Source organism: Hymenobacter cheonanensis, assembly GCF_030581075.1.
Taxonomy (GTDB): Bacteria; Bacteroidota; Bacteroidia; order Cytophagales; family Hymenobacteraceae; genus Hymenobacter.
This window is the reverse complement of sequence record NZ_JAUQSW010000003.1, coordinates 238,649-260,229: the sequence shown is the minus strand read 5'-3', so window position 1 is coordinate 260,229 and position 21,581 is coordinate 238,649. Positions and strand designations below refer to the sequence as shown.

At 61.7% G+C, this 21,581-nt stretch carries 21 protein-coding genes; 10 read left to right on the top strand and 11 right to left on the bottom strand.

Annotated features, from left to right (window positions below; translation table 11 throughout):
- Position 1 precedes the first annotated feature (1 nt).
- Complete coding sequence (locus Q5H89_RS07525; protein WP_305018673.1) at positions 2-1,063, top strand: ABC transporter permease subunit; 1,062 nt, start codon at positions 2-4, stop codon at positions 1,061-1,063.
- Entirely contained in the window at positions 1,060-2,070 is a 1,011-nt protein-coding gene (locus tag Q5H89_RS07520; RefSeq protein WP_305018672.1) for an ABC transporter permease, read from the top strand. The genes Q5H89_RS07525 and Q5H89_RS07520 overlap by 4 nt, the downstream gene beginning before the upstream one ends.
- Positions 2,071-2,796: 726 nt before the next feature.
- Here the strand turns inward: Q5H89_RS07520 and Q5H89_RS07515 are convergent.
- The 7 genes from Q5H89_RS07515 to Q5H89_RS07485 all read right to left on the bottom strand — a co-directional run bounded on the left by Q5H89_RS07515 (position 2,797) and on the right by Q5H89_RS07485 (position 9,143).
- Positions 2,797-3,711: an SDR family oxidoreductase gene (locus Q5H89_RS07515; protein WP_305018671.1), complete on the bottom strand. Its 915-nt coding sequence runs from the start codon at positions 3,709-3,711 to the stop codon at positions 2,797-2,799.
- Between the two features lie 6 nt (positions 3,712-3,717).
- Positions 3,718-4,362, bottom strand: coding sequence for a peptidylprolyl isomerase (locus Q5H89_RS07510; RefSeq protein WP_305018670.1), 645 nt, complete (start codon positions 4,360-4,362; stop codon positions 3,718-3,720).
- Positions 4,363-4,432: 70 nt separating this feature from the next.
- Entirely contained in the window at positions 4,433-5,374 is a 942-nt protein-coding gene (hemC, locus tag Q5H89_RS07505; protein WP_305018669.1) for a hydroxymethylbilane synthase, read from the bottom strand.
- A gap of 21 nt (positions 5,375-5,395) precedes the next feature.
- Entirely contained in the window at positions 5,396-6,337 is a 942-nt protein-coding gene (locus Q5H89_RS07500) for a DUF2279 domain-containing protein (RefSeq protein WP_305018668.1), read from the bottom strand.
- 42 nt (positions 6,338-6,379) lie between these two features.
- A complete protein-coding gene (locus Q5H89_RS07495) occupies positions 6,380-7,513 on the bottom strand; it encodes a DNA polymerase III subunit (RefSeq protein ID WP_305018667.1) in 1,134 nt (377 codons plus the stop codon).
- Complete coding sequence (locus Q5H89_RS07490) at positions 7,510-8,721, bottom strand: GlmU family protein (RefSeq protein WP_305018666.1); 1,212 nt, start codon at positions 8,719-8,721, stop codon at positions 7,510-7,512. The genes Q5H89_RS07495 and Q5H89_RS07490 overlap by 4 nt, the downstream gene beginning before the upstream one ends.
- Before the next feature lie 152 nt (positions 8,722-8,873).
- The gene (locus tag Q5H89_RS07485; protein ID WP_305018665.1) at positions 8,874-9,143 is read right to left on the bottom strand and encodes a type B 50S ribosomal protein L31; all 270 of its coding nucleotides are present in this window, start codon (positions 9,141-9,143) and stop codon (positions 8,874-8,876) included.
- Between the two features lie 234 nt (positions 9,144-9,377).
- Between Q5H89_RS07485 and rdgB the strand changes: the two genes are divergently transcribed.
- The 8 genes from rdgB (at position 9,378) to Q5H89_RS07445 (ending at position 17,196) form a co-directional block, all read left to right on the top strand.
- The gene (gene rdgB, locus Q5H89_RS07480) at positions 9,378-9,974 is read left to right on the top strand and encodes an RdgB/HAM1 family non-canonical purine NTP pyrophosphatase (protein WP_305018664.1); all 597 of its coding nucleotides are present in this window, start codon (positions 9,378-9,380) and stop codon (positions 9,972-9,974) included.
- 78 nt (positions 9,975-10,052) lie between these two features.
- Entirely contained in the window at positions 10,053-10,679 is a 627-nt protein-coding gene (locus tag Q5H89_RS07475; protein ID WP_305018663.1) for a uridine kinase family protein, read from the top strand.
- A gap of 30 nt (positions 10,680-10,709) precedes the next feature.
- On the top strand, positions 10,710-11,177 hold the full coding sequence (locus tag Q5H89_RS07470) for a DUF4268 domain-containing protein (RefSeq protein WP_305018662.1): 468 nt from the start codon (positions 10,710-10,712) through the stop codon (positions 11,175-11,177).
- A 62-nt stretch (positions 11,178-11,239) separates the two neighbouring features.
- Positions 11,240-11,620: a hypothetical protein gene (locus tag Q5H89_RS07465; RefSeq protein ID WP_305018661.1), complete on the top strand. Its 381-nt coding sequence runs from the start codon at positions 11,240-11,242 to the stop codon at positions 11,618-11,620.
- A 118-nt stretch (positions 11,621-11,738) separates the two neighbouring features.
- Positions 11,739-14,744 carry a protein translocase subunit SecDF gene (gene secDF, locus Q5H89_RS07460; RefSeq protein WP_305018660.1) on the top strand — a complete coding sequence of 1,002 codons (3,006 nt, stop codon included), beginning with the start codon at positions 11,739-11,741 and terminating at the stop codon, positions 14,742-14,744.
- A 419-nt stretch (positions 14,745-15,163) separates the two neighbouring features.
- Positions 15,164-15,586: a hypothetical protein gene (locus Q5H89_RS07455; protein ID WP_305018659.1), complete on the top strand. Its 423-nt coding sequence runs from the start codon at positions 15,164-15,166 to the stop codon at positions 15,584-15,586.
- A gap of 50 nt (positions 15,587-15,636) precedes the next feature.
- Positions 15,637-16,242: a YceI family protein gene (locus Q5H89_RS07450; protein ID WP_305018658.1), complete on the top strand. Its 606-nt coding sequence runs from the start codon at positions 15,637-15,639 to the stop codon at positions 16,240-16,242.
- Positions 16,243-16,272: 30 nt separating this feature from the next.
- Positions 16,273-17,196, top strand: coding sequence for a DUF5777 family beta-barrel protein (locus tag Q5H89_RS07445; protein ID WP_305018657.1), 924 nt, complete (start codon positions 16,273-16,275; stop codon positions 17,194-17,196).
- Between the two features lie 71 nt (positions 17,197-17,267).
- Here the strand turns inward: Q5H89_RS07445 and Q5H89_RS07440 are convergent, their stop codons facing one another.
- The 4 genes from Q5H89_RS07440 to Q5H89_RS07425 all read right to left on the bottom strand — a co-directional run bounded on the left by Q5H89_RS07440 (position 17,268) and on the right by Q5H89_RS07425 (position 21,569).
- A complete protein-coding gene (locus Q5H89_RS07440) occupies positions 17,268-18,104 on the bottom strand; it encodes a CPBP family intramembrane glutamic endopeptidase (RefSeq protein ID WP_305018656.1) in 837 nt (278 codons plus the stop codon).
- Between the two features lie 97 nt (positions 18,105-18,201).
- On the bottom strand, positions 18,202-18,804 hold the full coding sequence (locus Q5H89_RS07435; RefSeq protein WP_305018655.1) for a NifU family protein: 603 nt from the start codon (positions 18,802-18,804) through the stop codon (positions 18,202-18,204).
- Positions 18,805-18,909: 105 nt separating this feature from the next.
- Positions 18,910-19,989: a chorismate synthase gene (aroC, locus tag Q5H89_RS07430; protein WP_305018654.1), complete on the bottom strand. Its 1,080-nt coding sequence runs from the start codon at positions 19,987-19,989 to the stop codon at positions 18,910-18,912.
- Positions 19,990-20,081: 92 nt separating this feature from the next.
- On the bottom strand, positions 20,082-21,569 hold the full coding sequence (locus Q5H89_RS07425) for a hypothetical protein (RefSeq protein ID WP_305018653.1): 1,488 nt from the start codon (positions 21,567-21,569) through the stop codon (positions 20,082-20,084).
- Positions 21,570-21,581: the final 12 nt, after the last annotated feature.

Sequence of the window (21,581 nt, the reverse complement as noted above, 5' to 3'; positions counted from 1 at the left end):
CATGATGCGCTGGCTCCTGGCCCGGCTGGGGCGGGCAGTGGCAGCCGCCTGGCTGATTGCCTCGCTGGTTTTTATCAGTAGCCGGCTTCTGGGGGGCGGCCCCGAGCAGCTAGCCCTGGGCGACTCTTCCGACCTGAGCCGCCCAGCGGCGGGCGCGCGCTCGGCCGCCACCCGGCAGGCCGCCCAGCAGGTTGTGCGCCACCGGCTGGGGCTTGATATGCCCGTTTTTTATGTCACGCGCGAGGCGGGCCCGCCGGTGCGGTGGCAATGGCACGGCGCAGCTAACCAGTACCACCGCTGGGTGATGGCCCTGCTGCATGGCAATCTGGGGTACTCTTACCGCGATGGGCAGGCCGTGGGCGCTATGCTGTGGCAGGCCGTGGCATTTAGCCTGCCGCTGGCGGGCAGTGCGGCGGTAGTGGCTGTTGGGCTGGCGCTGGGCCTGGGGCTATACCTGGCCCAGGCCCCGGGGGGCAGGCTGCGGCGGCTCCTGCTCGGCCTGCTGGCGGGCTGGCAGGTGATGCCGCTCTTTCTGCTGGCCCTCAGCCTGCTGCTGCTATTTGCCAACCCCGATTTTTTAAACATTCTGCCGGGCAGTGGCCAGCCTCCTGCAAATGCCAGCGGCCCCACCCTGGCCGGCTACTGGCTAGCCCGCTCGGTGCTGCCCCTGCTGAGCCTGGTGCTAGCCGTGCTGCCCGAGCTAACGCTGCCGCTGGTGGCCATGCTGCGCCATGAAGTGCGGGCCGGCTATGCCACTACGGCCCGCGCCAAGGGGCTTACGGCGGCGCAGGTACTGCGCCGCCACGCGCTGCCCAATGCCCTGCTGCCCCTGCTTACTACCCTTGCCGACCTGCTGCCCACCCTGGTGGCGGGCACGGTGGTGGTCGAGGTATTATTTGGCCTGCCGGGCAGCGGGCGCCTGCTCGCCGAGGCAGCCGCTGCCCACGATTACCCGGTGGTAGTAGCCGCCGTGCTACTGAGTGCGGCGGCCCGCCTGCTAGGGCTGGTGCTGACCGATATCCTCTACTTTTTGGCGGACCCGCGCCTCCGGCCCTCTGCATGAGATACTTTCGGCCTTTTTTTGGCAGGCAGCCGCTGGGGGGGCTAGCCTTGGCCTGGCTGCTGCTGGTGAGCGCGGTGGGAGTGGTGGCGCCTTGGCTTCCCCTGCCCTACTCCGCCGCCACTCCCGACCTCTTGCAGGTATCGGCCCCGCCTAGCTGGTCGCCTATCGGCCCAGCCCATTACCTCGGCACCGACCCCTTGGGGCGCGATGTGCTGGCGGGCCTGGTGGCCGGGGCCCAGCGGCTATTGCTCCTCAGCCTGCCGGCGGTGCTGCTGGCTACGGCCGCTGGCGCAGTGGCGGGTGGGGCGGCCGGCTACTGGGGCAATCAGCGCCTGCGCCTGCCGCTGGCTGCCGCCACCGGGGCCCTGGGCATTGCCTGGTGGGCGCTGGCGCTGCCGGGGCACGCCATAGCATCTATCCTATTGATAGCTACTGCTTTGCTCGCAATAGCGGCTACGTGGCCGCCCCTGGCGCCTGCCTTGCGCAACTACGCCTTTGCACTCCCGCTGGATGCGCTGGTGCTAGGGGCAACCACCTTGCTCGGGGCCGTGCCCCGGCTCGTTTTGCTGGTGGCCCTGGCAGCGGGGCCGCCGCTTACGCAGCTGCAGCTGCTGGCCCTGCTGGCGGTGCTGGCCTGGCCCGGCACGGCGCGCCTCGTGCGCGGCCAGATGCTGCAAGTGCGCGTTCAGCCTTTTATAGAGGCAGCGCGGGCCAGCGGGCTGCCCATGAGCCGCATCTGGTGGCGCCACGCCCTGCCCCATGCCTGCCGCCCGCTGCTGGCTTATACCCCCCTAAGCCTGGCCGGGCTGATTAGCCTCGAAAGCGCCCTGGCCTTTATCGGCATTGGCCAGGGGCCTGAGGTTGTGAGCTGGGGTAGCCTTCTGGCAACGGTGCGCCAAGACCCGGCAGCCTGGTGGGTAGCTGCCGCCCCCGGGCTGGCGCTGCTTTGCACCCTGCTCGCGCTGCAGAAACTGGCAAAATCTGTGGCTAAAAGCCCGGATTTTTAAGTCTTAAAGCGCACATTTCAGGCCGCAATTGTCACAAATTTAGATGCATTGAATTTTTCACAAAAAATGACGTACCTCCTATAATGCTCATTATCAAAATTCTGACTTTAAAAATAATTTTATTTCTTTCAAAAATATGCTTTTTCAAAGTATCAATTAGTCTTTTTTCCTACAAAAACGCAAAAACTTCAATGTCACAAAAACAGGTCATTTGTCCTTTTGCAGGCTCAAGTCGCCCCGTAATCTTGTAACAGAATCTACGTTCACCCCACTACGCCATATCCTTTTTATCTGCTACTGTTTTTCCTAGCTATTATGAAAAGCTCTTTCATAGCCCGGCAGCCGCTTGCATACCCCAGCCCTTTGCCAGCTGAGTATGCGGCCTCGTCGGCTGAGCGTGACTTCACCACCTTGGATGGCCGCATCGTGCCGCGTGCATTAGGCGAGATGGCCTTGCGCCAGCACACTGCCCTTCTAATCGGTGGCTTACTCATTGGCGAATGGCCCGAACAGGCCTGAATGCGCCTTGTCTGCACTCCCAAGCCCATACAAGTACCAGAAATTCATATCGATAACTCCTACTACACTCTACAAAAGCTGTTTACCCCAGCGGCTCTTATTTCCTTTATTAGTGTCCATTTATAGGTGACCAAGTATTTTAGAAGCGGAAGGCTTATAGCAAAAAAAGCCCGCTGGCCCTGCCAGCGGGCTTTTTGCATAATGGCATTACTGCCTTACCTGGGCTAGCTGACGCTGCACCAGAGCCAGGCCTTCGGTAAAGGAATGTGGCCGGTAGCCTAGCTCGCGCTCGGCCTTGGCAATACGAAAACCCGTGCGGGGCGGACGGCGGGCGGCCTGCGTAAACGTTTGGCTATCAACCTGCTTCACCAAAGTAGCATCGAGCTGAAAAGCGGCAGCTACCTGCTGGGCCATTTGGTAAGGCGTAAGCAGCTCGCGCCCGCTGAGGTGAAAGATACCCTGCGCCGACTGCCGGGCCAGCAGCCAGCAGCCTTGCGCCAGGTCTTCGGCGAGGGTAGGCGTGCGCCACTGGTCACTCACTACCTTGATGGCTTGCTGGTTACGCAGCGAATTATACACCCACAGCACGAGGTTGCTGCGGCCGCCGGCCAGGGTGGTGCCGTACACCAGCACCGTGCGGGCGATGGCCCAACGCAGGCCCACCGTGCTTTGCACCACCTGCTCGGCGGCCAGCTTGCTAGCCCCGTAGTGGCTGATGGGGTCGGGCAGGGCTTCTTCACTCAGCAAAGCTTCGGTGCCGTTGAAGATAAAATCGGTGCTGAGGTGCGTGAGGTGCACATCGAGCTGCGCGCAGGTGGCCGCCAGGTGGGCCACGGCCGTTACGTTCTGGGTCCAGCAATCGGCCTGATTCAGCTCACAGTCATCTACTTGCGTCATGGCCGCCGTGTGGATAACGTGGGTGGGCCGCTGCCGGGCCAGTACCTGCTGCACCTGCGCTAAATCGGTTACATCGAGCGGCACGAAGTGCAGAGTTGGGTAGCTGGTGGCTAGCCGATTGGCACCGCGCGCCGTAGCCACCAGCTCCACGCCGGGGGCCTGGTGCAGGAGCGCCACGAGCTTCTGCCCCAGCAGGCCATTCGAACCAGTGAGGAGAATTTTCATAGCGCCTTAGTAATTGTAGCCATACAACTGGCTGATTTTCTTTTTCTTGACTTTCTCTACGCGCATCGTCATCCGCAGGTCCGTGGTGGGGCGGTCGCGGCCATCGCGGGGCAGCGCGGCTATTTTATCAATAACCTCCTGGCCCTGAATAACCTGCCCAAATACTGTGTACTGGCCATCCAGAAAGTGCGCGCCCTGGTGGTTGCCTACCAGGTAAAACTGGCTGGCGCTGCTAGCCCGCTGCGGGTTCATGAAGTCGGCCTGGCGGGCGGCGGCCACGGCCCCGTAGTCGTGGCGGTGGCCGGCGACCAGCTCGGCCGGAATGGTCGGCTCGTTGGGCGGGCCCTGGCCATCGTTGGCGGGGTCACTGTCCTTGGAGTTGGGGTCGCCACCCTGCACCATAAAGTTGGGGATGACCCGGTGAAAAGTGGTACCGTTGTAGAAGCCGCTCGCCGCCTTTTTCAGAAAATTAGCCCGGTGCAAAGGCGTGTCGGTGAATAAGATAAGCTTTATCTCGCCTAAGCTGGTACTAATAGTCACTACCTCATCCTTCTTGCTGCTGCGGGGCATTTTGGCCGCGAAGGCCGTGAGGCTTAGCATGAGGCCTAGCACCACAGCCACCACCCGGCTCAGGCAAATATTCCAGCTCATAGTCTTCTGGCAAAGCAAGTATGACAACTCAAACAACCCTAAAAATAGCGCGGCTAGCCCAGGTAAGTCCCTATTGGTCGCCGCGGTGCTCGCGGATACTGGCCAGAATGGCGGCGCCCCCGTGCCCCAGCACGTGCTCGGCCACGGCCATGCCCAGGCCTTCGGCCTGCGCGGCCGGGGCCGTCTGGGTGAAGTCCACGTATTCTTCGCCGCTGAGGCTGATGAGGCCGCCGTGCAGGTGGATGTCGCCGGCCGGGGTGAGGCTAGCCAGCGCGAACGACGGGATGCTGCAGCCGCCCTCCATGGTGCGCAAAAAAGCGCGCTCGGCCAGCAGGCAGCGGTGCGTATCGGCGTGGTCGAGGGCGTATCTTATCTTCTCTTTCAACGCTTTATCCAGGAAGCGCGAGCTTTCGACCGCGATGCTGCCCTGGCCTACGGGCGGCACAAAGCGGTCGGCGGGCAGTTGGTGCCGGATGAGGTGGTCGTAGCCCATGCGGTGCACGCCCGCGTAGGCCAGCACCAGGGCATCGTACTGGCCTTCTTCGAGCTTGCGCACGCGGGTTTGGAGGTTGCCACGCGCCTCGGCCGTGTTGGCCAGGGGGTAAAAGCGCCGCAGCAAGGCCTTGCGCCGGGTACTGCTGGTACCCAGCAAAATTCCGGACCGACTGATGTCAAAATCTTCCTGAAAGCTGATAACTACATCATTAACCCGCTCGCGCTCCAGAAAAGCCAGCAACTCCAGGTCGGGCGGAATGGTACTTTGCACATCCTTGGCCGAATGAATGGCCAGGTGTGTTTCACCCCGGCGCAGGCTTTCTTCCAGCTCTTCGGTAAACACACCCTTGGCCCCGATTTTGGCCAGCGAGCGGTCGAGCACCTGGTCGCCCACGGTTTGCATGGGCACGATTTCGGTGGCTAGCCCGGCCTGGTTGAGCAGGCTGGCTACGTGCTCGGTTTGCCACAGCGCAAGGCGTGAGGCACGGGTGGCGAGGCGGATAACAGGTTCAGACATAAGTAAGTAGAAGCTCGGCGCTTAATCTTTCGGCAACAGCAGCGGGTGAAAGCGCACGCCATTCAAACGATTGAATTCGAGGGAGGGTGCCGGAATTTTAAAGAATTGCCCGGCGCTCACCAGCGGCTGCGCGGTAGTGCCGTTGAGGCCCGGCAGGCGGGCTAGCGTGATATCGGGCGAGAGGTAAAACTGGCGGTAGCGGGTGAATTTCACCTCTTTGCCTTCGGCGTCGAAGTAGGGCGGGTTGGCGTGGCCGCCGGTCATGCCGCTGCCGCTGTAGCCCAAGTCGAGGTTGAGCCAGCGCGGAAACGACGGCCCCACCGGCAGCACCGAGGCCAGGTTGAGCGACAGCCAGTACTGCTGCCCATTGTAATCCTTCAACATTTGGTTGCCAACGGTTTTGCCCAACAGATTGGGGCGATACTGTGGGTATATGCTCTGGCGCCAGCCGTAGCGCAGGCCCATTTTCTGCTCCCCAAACCCGTACTGCTGCCCCACAAACAAGCCAATGCCGGTGAAGTTGGCTGCCATGTCGCCCTTCGAGAAGCCCCAGCCTTCGGAGCGGCCATCGAACAGCTCGATGGTGGTCTGGTAAAGCAGCGCAATGAGCCCGCCTGTGAGCACCGAGGCGCGCTCGTTAACCCCGCTCCAGCGAAACAGCTCGTACTCGCCCCGGCTGATGGCGTAGGCCGTGGTGGCGTGGCCCACCTTGTCCATTTGCAGCCACTCGCCGTTGTCGTTGAAGGTGTGAAACGGCACGCGCTTGGTGTACCACGTTTTTCCTAAGAAGTAGGAAGTCAGCGCGTAAACGGCCGCCGTGCCCACCACCACGCCAATAAACCGGCCCTGGTTGATGCCGGTGTTCTGGGCCGGGTCGGGGGCCGATATGCCCACCTGCGCCGCTGCCGGCTGGCTGGCCGCCAGGCTGAGGGCTAGCAAAAACGAATACAGGCAGTGGCGCATCGGGCAAAGGTAGAAGCAGCGCGAAGCTTCTGCTTCGTGCTACTAGGCTTGGCGCAGCTGCTGGCCCATGCGCAGCGAGGTATCGACGAAAACCATGCGCGGGTTGGCGTTGCGCTCGATGTGGTAGTGGGCCGTGTTCAGCTCCTCGGTAAGCTGGTCGGCGTTGCGGGCGGTTACGAACTTGCTGAAACCCTGCACAAACTGCTGCTCGCCGCTGGGCAGGTGCGGCACCATCTGCGGGTCGATGCCGAAGAGCAGCACCTTGCGCAGCAGGCCTAGCGAAAAGCTGAGCTGCTCCTTCTGGTTTTCGCGGCCCATCTTCTGAAACTCATCGGCTAGGGCCAACACATCACTCATTTTCAAGGTAAAGCACTTACGCATCCACTTGATGAAAAACTCGGCGTAGTCGTGGTCGGCGCTCTGCTCGCGGCTGGCGATGGCGGCGCCCAGGTTGCCCTCGGCCAGCTGCGCCACCTGGCGGGCTTTCACTTCGGGCACGTGGTAGTGCGTGCGCAGGTAGGTGGCAATGTCATCTTCCGAAAACGGCCGCACGGCCACCGGCTGCACCCGGCTCAAGATGGTGGGCAGCAGCCGCTCGGGCTCATTGCTCACGAGCAAAAACACCGTGGTGGGCGGCGGCTCCTCCAGCAGCTTGAGCACGGCGTTGGCCGCAGCCGGGTGCATCAGCTCGGGTAGCCAGATGATAACGAGCTTAAACCGCGCCTCGAACGCCTTGAGGCTGACGAGCTTGAGCAACTGCCCGGCTTCTTCCTTCGAGATGCTGCCCTGCTTGTTTTCGGCCCCAATGTGCTGCATCCAGTCGTTGAAGCCCTGGTAGGGGCTTTCGGCCAGGAAGGTGCGCCACTCGGCCATAAACCGGCCGCTGGTGGCATCCTTGGGCACCGCCTTGGTGGTGGTAGTGGGCAGGATAAAGTTGAGGTCGGGGTGCGCCAGCTTACTGATTTTCAGGCAGGCGGGGCAGTGGCCGCAGCTATCGGGTGCGTCGTCGGCGCGGCCCTCGCAGTTGAGGTATTGGGCGTAGGCCAGGGCTAGCGGCAGCGCCGCCGAGCCTTCGGCCCCGCGAAACAGCTGGGCGTGCGCTACGTGCCCGCGCTGCACCGACTGGCGCAGTACTTCTTTGAGGGCAGCTTGGTTGGGGATATCGGCGAAGGTCATACTACTTTGGTCTTCTCCCAAACCCTATCTTCCTCCGTCTGCTTGAAAACCTCCGCAATAACGCCTTGCTCCACCGCATCATAGGCTAGCCCGCGCCGGCTCATCACGCGCTCGGCCACCTCAGCAAACTTGTTGAGTTTGAAGGTCTCAAAGCCCGCGGCGCCGCCCCAGCTGAAGCTCGGGATGAAGGTGCGCGGGAAGCCCGCGCCGAAGATATTAGCCCCCACGCCCACCACCGTGCCGGTGTTGAACATGGTGTTGATGCCCGCCTTGGCGTGGTCGCCCATGAGCAGGCCGCAGAAAGTCTGGCCGGTATCCACAAAGCGCTTGGCGGCGTGGCTCCACACTTTTACCGGGGCGTAGTTGTTCTTGAGGTTGCTGGTGTTGGTGTCGGCGCCCAGGTTGCACCACTCGCCGATAACCGAGTTGCCGAGGTAGCCGTCGTGGCCTTTGTTGCTGTAGCCCAGCAAAATGCTATTGCCCACCTCGCCGCCTACTTTCGAAAACGGACCAATGGTGTTGTCGCCGCGCAGCTTGGCGCCGGCGTTCACGTGGCTGCCCTCGCACAGGGCTAGCGGCCCTTTGATGATGGCGCCCTCGTGCACCTGCGAGTTTTTGCCCAGGTAAATGGGGCCGTCTTCGGCATTGAGAATGGCGGCGCGGATTTTTACCCCTTCTTCAATAAAGATATTTTCGGCGCCGTACACAATGGTATGCGCATCGCCTACCGGCTGCGAGGTGCGCCCGGCCGTGAGCAGCGCAAAATCCTGGCGAATCTCCGCGCCATTGCGCAGAAACAGGTGCCAGGGCCGCTCAATTACCGACACATCCTCGGGCGACTGGCGCACTTCCAGGCCGTCCTGAATCAGCTCGGCTACCTTGGAGGCGTCGGCGAGGTGGGCGGCTACCAGCGTTTCGCCGCAGTAGAGGCCCTGGCCGGGCCGCAGGGCCAGCACCTGGCGGGCCAGCAGGTCGTCGGGGCACACGGCGCCGTTCACGACCAGGGCCGCACCAGCCACGTTACCGGCCGGAAACTTGGCCTGCAAATAAGGCTGCGTGAGGTAGCCCACCGACGCAGGGGCTAGCCGGCGCTCCCACTTCTCGGCAATAGTGAGGATGCCGCAGCGCAGCGCCGCCACCGGCCGCGTGAAGGTGAGCGGCAGCAGGTGCGGCCGAATGGCCGGGTCGTCGAACAGCAGAAGGTGCATGGCAGGAAACAGTTGGCTACGGCTGGCTGGTAATTAGCCGGCGGGTAGCGGGAAAACAAAATTACGGTAGCCAGCCGGGTGGCCGCACAAAAAAAGCTCCTTCCGAGGTAATCGGAAGGAGCTTTCACAAGCTAGCGGCAAGCCGCCAGAAGCTATTCTTTGCCCGCGCTGCTCTGCACCTTGTTGGCGTAGCGGCTGCGGAATTTCTCCACGCGGCCGGCGGTGTCGATGAACATGTTTTTACCCGTGTAGAAGGGGTGCGAAGCAGAGCTTACTTCGATTTTAATCACCGGGTAGGTGTTGCCGTCTTCCCACTGAATCGTCTCGGCCGAGGTCATCGTGGAGCGGGTAATAAATTTGAAGTCCGACGAGGTGTCTTGGAAAACTACCTGGCGGTACTCGGGGTGCGTGTCCTTTTTCATATCGGGAGGGCCTATTTACCTGTTAAACCCTGCCGGTTTTGCGGAAGGGACTGCAAAAGTACGCATTAGCTACGACAAAGTCAACCCGCTGCACCAAGATATCGGCTCGCTACCTGGCTGTTTACGCTTGGCAGGCAGTAGCTTGGGAGCGGCTTAGTCCAGGCGAAAAGCGCGCTCGCCGTTATTTCGCCAAAAATTCAGGGCTAGCGCCTTGCCACTTCCTCCCCCACTGCCATGCGCCTGTGCTTCGCCTCCAACAATGCCCACAAGCTCGATGAAATCAGGCCCCTGCTGCCGGCCGCGGTGCAGCTGCTGAGCCTAGCCGACATTGGCTGCCACGAAGAACTGCCCGAAACCCAGCCCACGCTGGAGGGCAACGCCCGCCAAAAAGCGCAATATGTGTGGGACCACTACGGCGTGGCCTGCTTTGCCGACGACACCGGGCTGGAAGTAGACGCCTTGGGTGGCGAGCCCGGCGTGTACTCGGCCCGCTACGCCGGCCCCCAGCGCGAGGCCGCCGACAACGTGGCCAAGCTGCTGCACGAGCTAGCCACCCAGCCCCACCGCCAGGCGCGCTTTCGCACGGTTATCTCGCTGGTGCGCAGCGCCCAGGAGGCGCACGAGTTCAGCGGCGAGGTGCAGGGCGTCATTGCGGCCGCGCCCATTGGCCGCGGCGGCTTTGGCTACGACCCGGTGTTTGTGCCCAGCGAGGGCGACGGCCGCACGTTTGCCGAGATGACGCTCATCGAAAAAAATATGCTTAGCCACCGGGCGCGGGCCGTGGCGGGGCTAGTGGCGTTTTTGGTGGCTGAACTGGGCGTGGAAGGCTGAGAAAGGGCGGCCAGGGCACCTGCTCAGTGTGCCCTCCCAATCCTTCATTAGGCCCAGCGCCTACCTTTGCCCCCCGTTATGCAGCATCCCTACCTCGTTGGTATCACGGGCGGCAGCGCATCGGGCAAAACCACGTTTTTGCGCCGCTTGCTGGCCGCTTTTCCCGAACGCGACATCTGTTTGATTTCGCAGGACAACTACTACCACCCCCGCGACCAGCAGTTTCGCGATGAGCAGGGCGTCGAAAATTTCGACCTGCCCTCCAGTATCGACTCAGCCGCCTACGCTGCCGATGTGCGCCTGCTGCGCAGCGGCCAGGAGGTGCGCCGCACCGAATACACCTTCAATAACCCCAACGTGGTGCCCGCCGAGCTGGTGTTTCGGCCCGCGCCCATTGTGGTGGTGGAGGGCATTTTCGTGTTCTACTTCGAGGAAATTGCTAAGCTGCTCGACCTCAAGGTGTATATCGATGCCCAGGAGCACGTGAAGCTGCACCGCCGCATAGTGCGCGACCGCGACGAGCGCGGCTACGACCTGCAGGATGTCCTCTACCGCTATACCAACCACGTGGCGCCAACCTACGAAAAATATATTCAACCCTTTAAGGCTGACGCGGATATCATCATTCCGAACAACCGGCATTTTGAAAACGGGCTAGCCGTACTCATCGGTTATTTGCGTAGCAAGGTGGCGGAGAGCGCCTAGCCAGAGCCGCCTCGCTTAGCATAACTGCTTATGTATAGCAAAGCCGAAGCCTCGCAGCTGCGCCAGGCGTTCTGGACTGCCTTTGGCCAGTACATGGCCCCGGTGCGCTCGTTTGACGGCTGGCCCGTGAGCTGGGTCAATTACAAAACGGGCGTGAAGGGCGTCCAATTCAAATTGCACGCTGATAACCGCCGCGCCAGCATCGCCATCGAGCTTACGCAGCCCGATGCGGGCGTGCGCGAGCTGTTTTTCGAGCAGTTTCTGACCCTCAAAACGCTGCTGCACGAAACTCTGAGCGAAGAGTGGACCTGGGAAGCCGATGCCCTGAACGAGCACGGCCAGCCACTGAGCCGCATTTATAAGGAGCTAGCCCCCGCCAACCTCTTCAACCGCGACGACTGGCCGGCGCTTATTTCCTTTTTCAAGCCACGCCTCATTGCCTTGGATGAGTTTTGGAGCGGCGCGCAGTACGCGTTTGATGAGCTGCGCGAGTGGTAGCAGCTAGGCCTTGCTTGGGGCTAACTGTTAGTCTGGGTTATATTTGTAGCTCTGCCCGAGGTATGCGCTATTCCCTTTCCCAGTTCAAACAGTTACTACGCGTGGCCTTGGTGGCCCTGCCGGTACTGCTATTGCTGGGCCTGAATGGCCGGACAGTGAGCTTGTTGCGCCCGGCTAGCCCGGCCCGCCCGCAGGTGAGCGCAACCCCGCGCGCCACCGTTATCAAGCAAAAAGTATTGCTGGAAGCGGCCTCGCCGCTGGGTAGCTACGTGGCCCCGGCCTTTGCGCTAGGGTGGCTACCGGCTACGTGGCGCGCCGCTTGGGCGCCGCACCTGGTGCGCCGCGCCCTGGTAGCGGCACAAGCAAATGGGTCGAGCGCCTTCGTGGCGCAGCTGTGCCGCCAGCGGCTGCTGGGCGCGGCATTGTCGCCGCAGGCACCCTAGTGGTAGCTAAGAGCGAGGAGTTAGAAGCGGTGAGTTGGGTTCGGCCCTCGCTGCACATTAACTTATAGCTCACCTCAGTAACTCTTAACTTTTACTTCATAACTCATACTACTACGCAATGCGTTACAAAGGATTTATTATTACCCTCACTGTGGTGGTGGCCATTATCTGTGGCTACCACTTGTTCCTGACGTATGTCTCGAACGGGGTGCAGGACAAGGCGGTGGCCTACGCCACCCACAATGGCCAGGTGAATGAGCTGCAGCGCCAGCACTACCTCGACTCGGTGTGGCGGGCGCCCGTGCTGGGCTCGCTTACGTACCGCGATGTGCGCGAAAGCCAGCTAGGCCTCGGCCTCGACCTGAAGGGCGGCATGCACGTGACGCTGGAAGTATCGCCGGTGGAGATTGTGCGGGCCATGTCGGGCAACTCGAAGGACCCGGCCTTCAACAAGGCTATCGAGCTGGCCCAAGAGCGCCAGAAAACCAACTCGGGCACGGCCTTCACCACGCTGTTTTACCAGGCCTATAAGGAAACGGCGCCCGGCGTGCCGCTGAGCCGCATCTTCGCCAACTCGGTTAACAAAGACCGCAAAATTGACCTCAACAGCACCGACGCCCGCGTGCTAGCTGCCATTGACAAAGAAGAGGAAGACGCCATCGGCCGCTCGTTTGACATTCTGCGCAAGCGCGTGGATAAGTTTGGCGTAAATCAGCCCAACATTCAGCGCGTGAAGGGTACCGGCCGCATTCAGGTAGAGCTGCCCGGCGTGGATAACCCCGACCGCGTGCGCAAGCTGCTGCAAGGCCAGGCCAAGCTCGAATTTTACGAAGTGTGGGCTCAGAACGAGGTAGTTCCCTACCTCGGTCAGCTCGACCAAATCCTGACTGCCAAGCAGAAAGCGACCGGCCCGGCCGCTGCCGTAGCCAAGGCCGATTCGACCATTGCTGCCGCTGGTGGCGCCAAAGGCGACACGACTTCGCTAGCCGCCCAGCTGGCTAAGAAGGCCCCGGCCGCCAAAGCTAAAACCGACTCGGCGGCTACTGCCAACCCAAAAGGCGGCGTGCTGGCCAGCCTGCTCACCATGCCCGGCGCGCTGGGCGTGAACCTGCGCGATACTGCCCGCATGAATACGCTACTACGCACCGACGAAGCCCGCAGCGTGCTGCCCAACAATATGGCCCTGCTCTACACCAACAAGCCGGTAGAGTTTAACGGCCAGCAGTTTCTGCGCCTGGTGGCGGTGAAGAAAGACCGCACCGGCACCATTGCCGCGCCCATCAGCGGCGAGGTAGTGAGCGACGCCCGCCAGGACTACGACCAGACCGGCCGCCCCGAGGTGAGCATGAGCATGAACCCCACCGGCGCCCGCAAGTGGGGCAAGATGACCGGCGCCAATATCGGCAAGCAAGTGGCCGTGGTGCTCGACGACGTGGTGTATTCGGACCCCGTGGTGCAGAGCGAAATCACGGGTGGCAACACCAGTATTTCGGGCAACTTCACCATCGACGAAGCCCAAGACCTGGCCCAGGTGCTGAAAGCCGGTAAACTCCCCGCTCCTACCCGCATCGTGGAAGAAGCCGTAGTAGGCCCCTCGCTCGGCAAGGAAGCCATCAACCAAGGTTTGTACTCGTCGCTGGCCGGCCTGGTTATCATCATGGTGTTCATGGCCTTGTACTACGGCCGCGCCGGCCTCGTAGCCGATGCGGCCCTGCTCTTCAACATGTTCCTGATTCTGGGCGTGCTAGCCCCGTTTGGCACCGCCCTCACGCTGCCCGGCATCGCCGGCCTGATTCTGGTAATCGCCTCATCGGTTGATGCCAACGTGCTGATTTTCGAGCGTATCCGCGAAGAGCTGGACCACGGCCACTCGCTGCACGATGCCGTGAACGCCGGCTACTCGCGCGCCTTCTCGGCCATCTTCGACTCGAACGTGACCACGATGCTCATCGCCATCATCCTGGGCTTCTTTGGCACGGGCCCGGTGCAGAGCTTCGCCGTAACGCTCGGCATCGGCGTGCTCACCTCGTTCCTGTCGGCCGTGTACGTGTCGCGCCTCATCATCGAGGCGCTGATTAAGGGCAAGACGACGAGCGCCATGACGTTCTCGACTTCCATCTCGCGCAACCTGTTCAAGAACGTGAATTTCGACATCGTGGGCAAGCGCAAAATCGCCTACGCCTTCTCGACCATCGTTATCGTCACGGGCTTCGTGCTGATGTACCTGCAGGGCGGCCCCAACCTGGGCGTCGACTTCAAGGGCGGCCGCTCCTACGTAGTTGACTTCAACAAGCAGATGGTGCCTTCCGATGTGCGTACCACCCTGGAGCCCACCTTCAAAGGCACGGGCCTCGAAGTAAAGCAGTACGGCAGCCCCGACCGCCTGCGCATCACCACCAGCTACCTGGCTGAGGATGAGAGCCAGACCGCCGACAAAACCGTAGCCGACGCCCTCAACCAGGGCCTGAGCAAGTACAAGGCCGACGCGCCGGTTATTCAGTCGACTTCTAAAGTAGGCGCTACCATCGCTGACGACATCAAGCGCACCTCCTTCCTGTCGCTAGCCCTCACGCTGCTCGGCATCTTCGTCTACGTGCTCTTCCGCTTCGAGAAGTGGCAGTACTCGATGGCCGCCGTTATCGCGCTATTCCACGATGCGCTGCTCGTTATCGCCTCCTACCCCATCGCCGCCGCCTTCGGCCTGAAGTATGAGATGGACCAGATTTTCGTGGCCGCCGTGCTCTCCATCATCGGCTTCTCGATGAACGACACCGTGGTTATCTACGACCGGGTGCGCGAGTACCTGCGCGAAAACCCCAAGCTGACCTTCGCCCAGGTGGTAAACCCAGCCCTGAACTCGACGTTCTCGCGCACCATGATTACGTTCACCACCGTGTTCCTGGTAGTGCTCGTGCTCTACATCTTCGGCGGCGAAACGCTGCGCTCGTTCTCGTTTGCCATGATTATCGGCATCATCTTCGGCACGTACTCATCGCTGTTCATTGCCACGCCCATCATCCTTGACACCTACGGGAAGAAGGAGGAGCGCGAGCGCAAAGCGGCTGGCGAAGACGTAACCGGCCTGCCCGGCGACTCTCCTAAGCTGAGCACGGCCACGGTGTAATACCCCGCCTCATCAGCGGTGCTTTTAGAAAGCCCGGCCCTGGCGGCCGGGCTTTTTTTATGCGCCACCGGCACCCGCCACGCAGGGCCTGGCCTGGCGGCAACTGCCTCATAGCGGGCAGCCAAGCATTCAGCCAGCAAAATGGCCCGGTCAACGAAAATCACTAATTTTCATCCGCGCTCAATCCTAGCTTTGACTGCTAACGTAGGTTGGCCCTGCCCCAAAGCCGCGAGCAGCTGCCAGGCGGGCAGCCGTGGGGCCAGCCCGCTCATCGGATACCAGCTTACAATATCATTTTTACCATATTAAGCATGATTATAATCCGCCCATTATTAACGGTCAACTCCTTGATTTACTAGCGTTTTTCGTCGTAATTTTCCAGCAAAAATCCTCCGCTTATTATCAACTCTCTACGTTCTGTGAAAGTATCTACACTGCTACCCAACCGCTGGGGGCTAGGGGTCATTTTGTCGGGCTTGGCGCTATTGGGCGCCTGCTCTTATACGCACGAAACCATTCCGGAGCCGGCCTGCCCTTCGCTACCCGCCGCGATTTCGTACAAAACGCACGTGCTGCCCATTCTGCAGGACGACTGCTACCGCTGCCACGACTCGCAGCACTACCAAACGCTGGCGCTGGGGGTCTTCAACATGGAGAACTTCAACGAGGTAAAGTACTGGTCGACACCCGCCAACGGGCAGAACGGCCAGAGCTGGATGATGGGCAACATGCTGAGCCAGCCGGGCTTCAAGCCCATGCCCTACGACGGCGTGCACGGCCCCAGCGCCTGCGAAATCGCCCTTATCAAAGCCTGGATTGATGCGGGCGCGCTCAACAACTAATGCGTGCGTACTGGCACGCCCTGGCTTCTACCTCCCGGTCCGCTTGGCTTATGCATAAACTACTACTACGCGTGGGGCGGGTGAGTGTGCTGGTGGCCATGCTACTGGGGTTGGGTACCCCTAGCCGGGCCTGGGCACAGGGAAAATACATGACCCGGGCCGGCCACATTTCCTTTTTCTCGGCCTCCATTATGGAGGATATTGAGGCCCGCAACGACAAGGTGGCGGCCGTATTTGACCTGGCCACGGGCCAGATTGCCTTTTCGGTGCCCATCCACGAGTTTCAGTTCAAGCGCACCCTTATGCAGGAGCACTTCAACGAGAACTACATGGAGTCGGACAAATTTCCGAAGGCCACTTTCACCGGCCAGGTGCTTAATGCGGCGCAAGTGTTGAAACAGCTGCCCACTGCCACCCAAACGGTGGAGGCCGAGGGCAACCTCACGATTCACGGCGTTACGCACAAAGCCATCGTGACGGGCACTTTGCAGCTGCGCGATGGCCAGCTGGTGGTATTTGCCTACTTCAACGTGGCCCCGGCCGATTTCTCCATCGACATTCCGCTGCTCGTGCGCGAGCACATTGCCAAGTCGGTGAGCGTGCGCATCAACCTCACCTGCGATGCCGTGGCGCCCGCGCTGGTATCGCAGCCCTAACGCGTTTATCTCTGCTTCTGATTATTTCATATGAAAAAACTACTTACTTTTTTTGGCCGCACCACGCTGCTAGGGCTGTTTATGGCGGCCGGCGCGGCGCCGCTGGCCCAGGCCCAAACCGACCTGCTGGGCCAGCTGGAGCAGGAAACCAAGAAGGACGCGCCGGCCACGCAGGTGGTCGATGCTACGTTTAAAGCTACCCGCCTCATCAATGGCCACACCGTGCAAACGCCCGGCGAGGGCACCATGGTGTTTCTGATTTCGCACCGCTTTGGGCCGCTCAATAGTGGCGCGTACAATTTCTTCGGCCTCGACGCGGCCACCCTGCGGCTAGGCTTCGAATATGCGCTCACCGACCGCTTTGAGGTTGGCGTGGGCCGCTCGTCGCAGGGCAAAACGTTTGATGGCTTTTTGAAATACAAGGCCATTCAGCAAACGACCGGCGCGCACGAGGTGCCGGTGTCGGTGACGCTCTTTACGTCGGCGGCCGTGATGACCGAGCGCATGAACAATGGCATCGACTACACGCTGGGCAAGCGCACGGGCTACACCTACCAGGCGCTCATTGCCCGCAAGTTCAGCTCTAACCTCTCGCTGCAGCTTATGCCCACGCTCGTGCACCGTAACCTAGTCATTAACGAAGGCGAGAAAAACGACGTGTACGCCATCGGGGCCGGCGGGCGCTACAAGCTTACTAAGCGCTTCTCGCTCAATGCCGAGTACTATTATTTGCTGCCCTCCTACACCGCCGACCATTACCGCAACTCGGTGGCGCTCGGGGTGGATATCGAAACCGGCGGGCACATCTTCCAGATGCACGTAACCAACTCGACGGGCATGATTGAGCAGCAGTTCATCACCCAGACTTCGGGCAATTTCTTCGATGGCTACCTCTGCTTCGGCTTCAATGTGAGCCGCAACTTTACCGTGAAGCAGCGGGCGCGCAAAATCTAGCGGCTAGGGCCTGGTCCACAAAAAAGCGGCCGGCTACCTTGGGGTAGCCGGCCGCTTTTTTGTGGGGGTTATTATTTTTCCAGGCCTTCAACAGCGGGAGGCGAAGTGGTGCGTTTTATCCACCAAAGTAGGCTGCCCATCAGGAAAGCGGCCCCCAAAAACGTATATAGAAACTTGCTGCTGGTCAGGTAGTGGTACTGGGCCGCCTCGCTCATGGCAGCACTGTTGTGCATCAGGCTGAAGAATGAAAGCAGATTATTAAGCCCGTGCAGCACAATGCACAGCACCAGCGACTGCGTGCGGTAATAAATCCAGCCTAGCGTCAACCCAAAACATAGGGCGAATAAGCTCTGCGCCGGGTTGAAGTGAATGATGCCGAACAGCAAAGCTGATTGCCCGATAGCCAAGGCTGGCGAATAATTGCGCAGCAGCCCCCGGAGTAAGATGCCCCGGAATAGAATTTCTTCCAGCACCGGCGCAAGCAAACAGCCAAACCCCAGGCTCAGCAGCGGGTAGTGCGCCATACTTTGAAAGGTTTTAGCGGTCCAGCTAGGCAGCGGCAGCAAATGCAAGGCAGCTAGTACCACTGCCTGGGCCGGCACCAGCACCAGCAGCAGGGCATATAGCTGCCAGCGCGCCCCGCGCGCGTTCCAGCGCAGGCTGGGCAAGCGCACCAAATTCGTACGCCGCCGCAGCCACCCCAGCAGCACCAATTGCACCACCACGCTCAGCAACGCGCCAACGCTGAGCTTATACAAGGGTAATTGCAGCGGCAGCAGCCAGGCAGCTAGCCCATACAAGGGCACGCCTACTACTAAGGAAATAACCAGAAACCACCCGAGAACGCCCCAGCTTTCGCGCAGCGTCGGAAAGGCCACCGGCAGGGCGTCAACAGGCTCAGGTTCCATACGAATTCTTAAAGAAACAAACATAAAGAAAGCGTCCCGAAAAGCCAACCTGGGCGGGTTGGCTTTTCGGGGCGCTTATCGGCAGGTGGGCGGTCAGCTACACTGTTACGCCTTCGGCTACTACTTCTTTCACCTCTGGCACCATGCGCTTGAGCAGGTTCTCGATGCCTGACTTGAGCGTGACGGTGGCCGAGGGGCAGCCCGAGCACGAGCCCTGCAGGTTCACAGTCACAATGCCGTCGTGGAAGCTTTTGAAGGTGATATTGCCCCCGTCCTGCTCCACGGCAGGGCGCACGTAGTTATCGAGCAGGTCAATGATTTTCTGGCTCGTGAAGCCGTCCTGCTGGGTGGGGTCGCCGGCGCTGGCGGCCTGGGCGGCGCGCTGCTCGGCGGCGGGGTCTACCAAAAACAGCTCGCCACCGGCCTCCACGTAGCCTTTTATGAACTGGCGCAGCTCGGGGATAATGCTGGTCCAGCCCAGTTCGGGCTGGGTTTTGGTCACGGTCACGAAGTTTTGGGCGATGAACACGCGGCCTACATAGTCGAAGCCAAACAGTTCCTGAGCTAGGGGCGAGTTGGCAGCGGCTTCCACATTAGGGTAATCCACGCTCACGCCATCGGGCAGCAGGGTGGAGTTGAGCACGAATTTCATGCTCTCAGGATTGGGTGACGCCTCGGCGTAGATGGAAACGGCAGACATATCGTTGATTTTTAAGAGTTTCGGTTACCTACCAGCCGACTAAGTTAGTCCGGATTCTGGATTCATTCTAAACAAAGGTGCTAACAAGGAATTTCCCATAAGGTTCTACAACTTGTTGGCCCTCGCGCGCAGCAGTAGGTCGGCCAGCACGAGCTGGGTCATGGCCTCCACAATGGGCACGGCGCGGGGCAGCACGCAGGCATCGTGGCGGCCGCGACCGGCCAGGGTCACGGCCTCGCCAGCCTGGTTGATGGTTTGCTGGGGCTGGAGCAGCGTAGCCACGGGCTTGAAGGCAACGCGAAAAAATACGTCCTGGCCATTGCTGATGCCGCCCTGGCTGCCGCCGCTGTGGTTGGTGCGGGTGCGCACGCGGCCCACCTCATCGGTGTAAAACTCGTCGTTGTGCTGCGAGCCGGGCAGCTTGGTGCCCTCGAAGCCCGAGCCAAACTCGAAGCCCTTCACGGCATTGATACTCAGCAGCGCGTGCCCGAGCACGGCGGGCAGCTTGTCGAAAACCGGCTCGCCGAGGCCCGGCGGCAGGCCGGTAGCCACGCCCGTAACGACGCCGCCTACGGTATCGTGGGCCGCCTGTGCCTGGCGAATACGGGTTTCCATGCGCGCGGCGGCTTCGGCGTCGGGGCAGCGCACGGGGTTGCTATCAATGAGACTTAGGTCCAGCTCCTCGTAGGCTTTGCCCACTTCTACCTCGCCCACGGCCGATACGTAGGCCTTGACCTCAACACCAAAGTGGGCCAGCAGCTCGGCCGCCACGGCGCCGGCGGCCACGCGGGCCGCCGTTTCACGGGCCGAGCTGCGGCCGCCACCGCGGTGGTCGCGGCGGCCATACTTGGCATCGTAGGTGTAATCGGCGTGGCTAGGGCGGTAGGCGCCGGCAATGTGCGAGTAGTCATCGGAGCGCTGGTCGGCATTCGGAATAAACAGGCTGATGGGCGTGCCCGTCGTCAGCCCCTCAAACGTGCCCGATTGCACCTGCACGCGGTCGGCCTCCTGGCGCGGGGTGGTGAGGGCCGACTGGCCCGGCCGGCGCCTATCGAGGGCGCGCTGAATGGTGGCCGGGTCGAGGGCTAGCCCCGCCGGGCAGCCATCAATGATAACCCCAATACCCACCCCGTGCGACTCGCCGAAAGTGGTAATACGAAAAAGTGTTCCGAAGCTATTTGACATGAATAAGAGGCTCTTAGCCAGCAGTTGCCAGCAGCTGTTTCTCAACAAAGCTACCAGCCGACAGCTCGCAGCGAAGCGCTAAAAAGGTAAAGTTACCGCGCCCGCCACCACCCCACGGCCGCTAGCCCCAGCAGCGCAACGACCAGCCACGCGGCGTAGCGGCCCACTTGGTGGTACACATCCAGGGGCTGCAGCTGAGCTTCGGCGCGGGCCAGGGCCGGGCCATAGAAGGGGTCATCGTCGGGGCTGGCCGAGGTAGTGGCTCGCGCAGGGCCACTCACCGTCACGCGCAGCTCGGGCCGCAGGGTATCGTAGCGGGCCGTAACGGGGTTGAAAAAAGGCAGCTGCACGAGGCTGTCAAACGCCAGCACGCCGGGCCGCTGGGTTACCAGCCGGTACCGAAAGCTTTTGCGGAAGTGGCCGTCGGGCAGCGCTTCCTCGCGCGTGGTGGGGCCATACACGGCTAGCCCGGCGCGGGGCCGCAGGGCCGGCGCCGTGAGGGCCGCCGCATTGCCGCTGCCCTCCACCCCAAACGTATAGGTAAAGGCCTCGCCCGTGCGAAAGCGCGTGCCGCTGATGCCTTCGCGCAGCACGTACTCGCCCACCACGGCGGCACCGGGCGGCGGCAGGGGCCGCACGGCCACGCGCAGCGCCGGCGCCGAGTACGTTTTATAAAAGGCCAGGCGCTCGGTATCGCCGGGCTGCGGTTTTTTCAGGAGCTTGAACTTGGTAAGTGTCAGCTGCAGGGCCGGAAATTGCAGCGCTTCCTTGTTAAGTGGGTAGTAGGTGCGCCCCGCCAGGTGGAAGCGCAGCAGCACCTGCCCGCCGGCCCGGCGCACGGTATCGGGTAGGGGCGACGGGTCGGGGGCGGCCACTTCCCAGGTGGTGGGCTGGCGCAGCTGGCGCAGCAGCTCGGTGAGCTGGGTATTGAAATCGTAAAAGTTGAGTAGTGCCTGGTCGGCGGGCTTCAGGTAGAAATACAGGTTTACGCGCACGCCCTGGCCCACGTACACGCGCTCGCGGTCGGCCTCAAGGGCTAGCTGGCCCGCATCGGGCGGCTCGTAGAAATACTGCGGCTTGGGCTTGCCCAGCAGCTGGTCGAGCGAGCCCACGCCCGTGCCAGGCGGGGCCGCGCTGGCATCGGGCGGCGGGCTGGCGGCGCCCACCCGCACCCGGCCCCCGGCGCTGCGCAGTACCTGCCCATTCACGGTAAGCGTGAAGGCGGGCACCACGTACTCGCCCTCCGTATACGGAAAATAGCGCTGGCTCACCGTAAGCTCGGTGCTGCGCTGGCCGCCGGGCAGCAACCGCGTGGTGGTAGTGGTAGTGAGGCCGGCCGCCTTGCGAAAACCCTCAATTTCGGGGAAGGCCGAGTGGCTGGCCAGGGCCGCCCCCTGCAGCCGAAACGCCAGTATGAAGGGCCCCGCCAGGGGTACGCTCGCGGCGGGCGCCACCAGGCTCACCTGCCCGGTGGCGGCCGGTGGGGCAGCGGGCTGCGCGTGCAAGCCGCCAGCCAGCAGCAGCCAGCCAGCCAGCCAGCAGCCCAGCCACCACGCACGCACCTGAAAACGCCGAGCCATCACTTTTTTTGT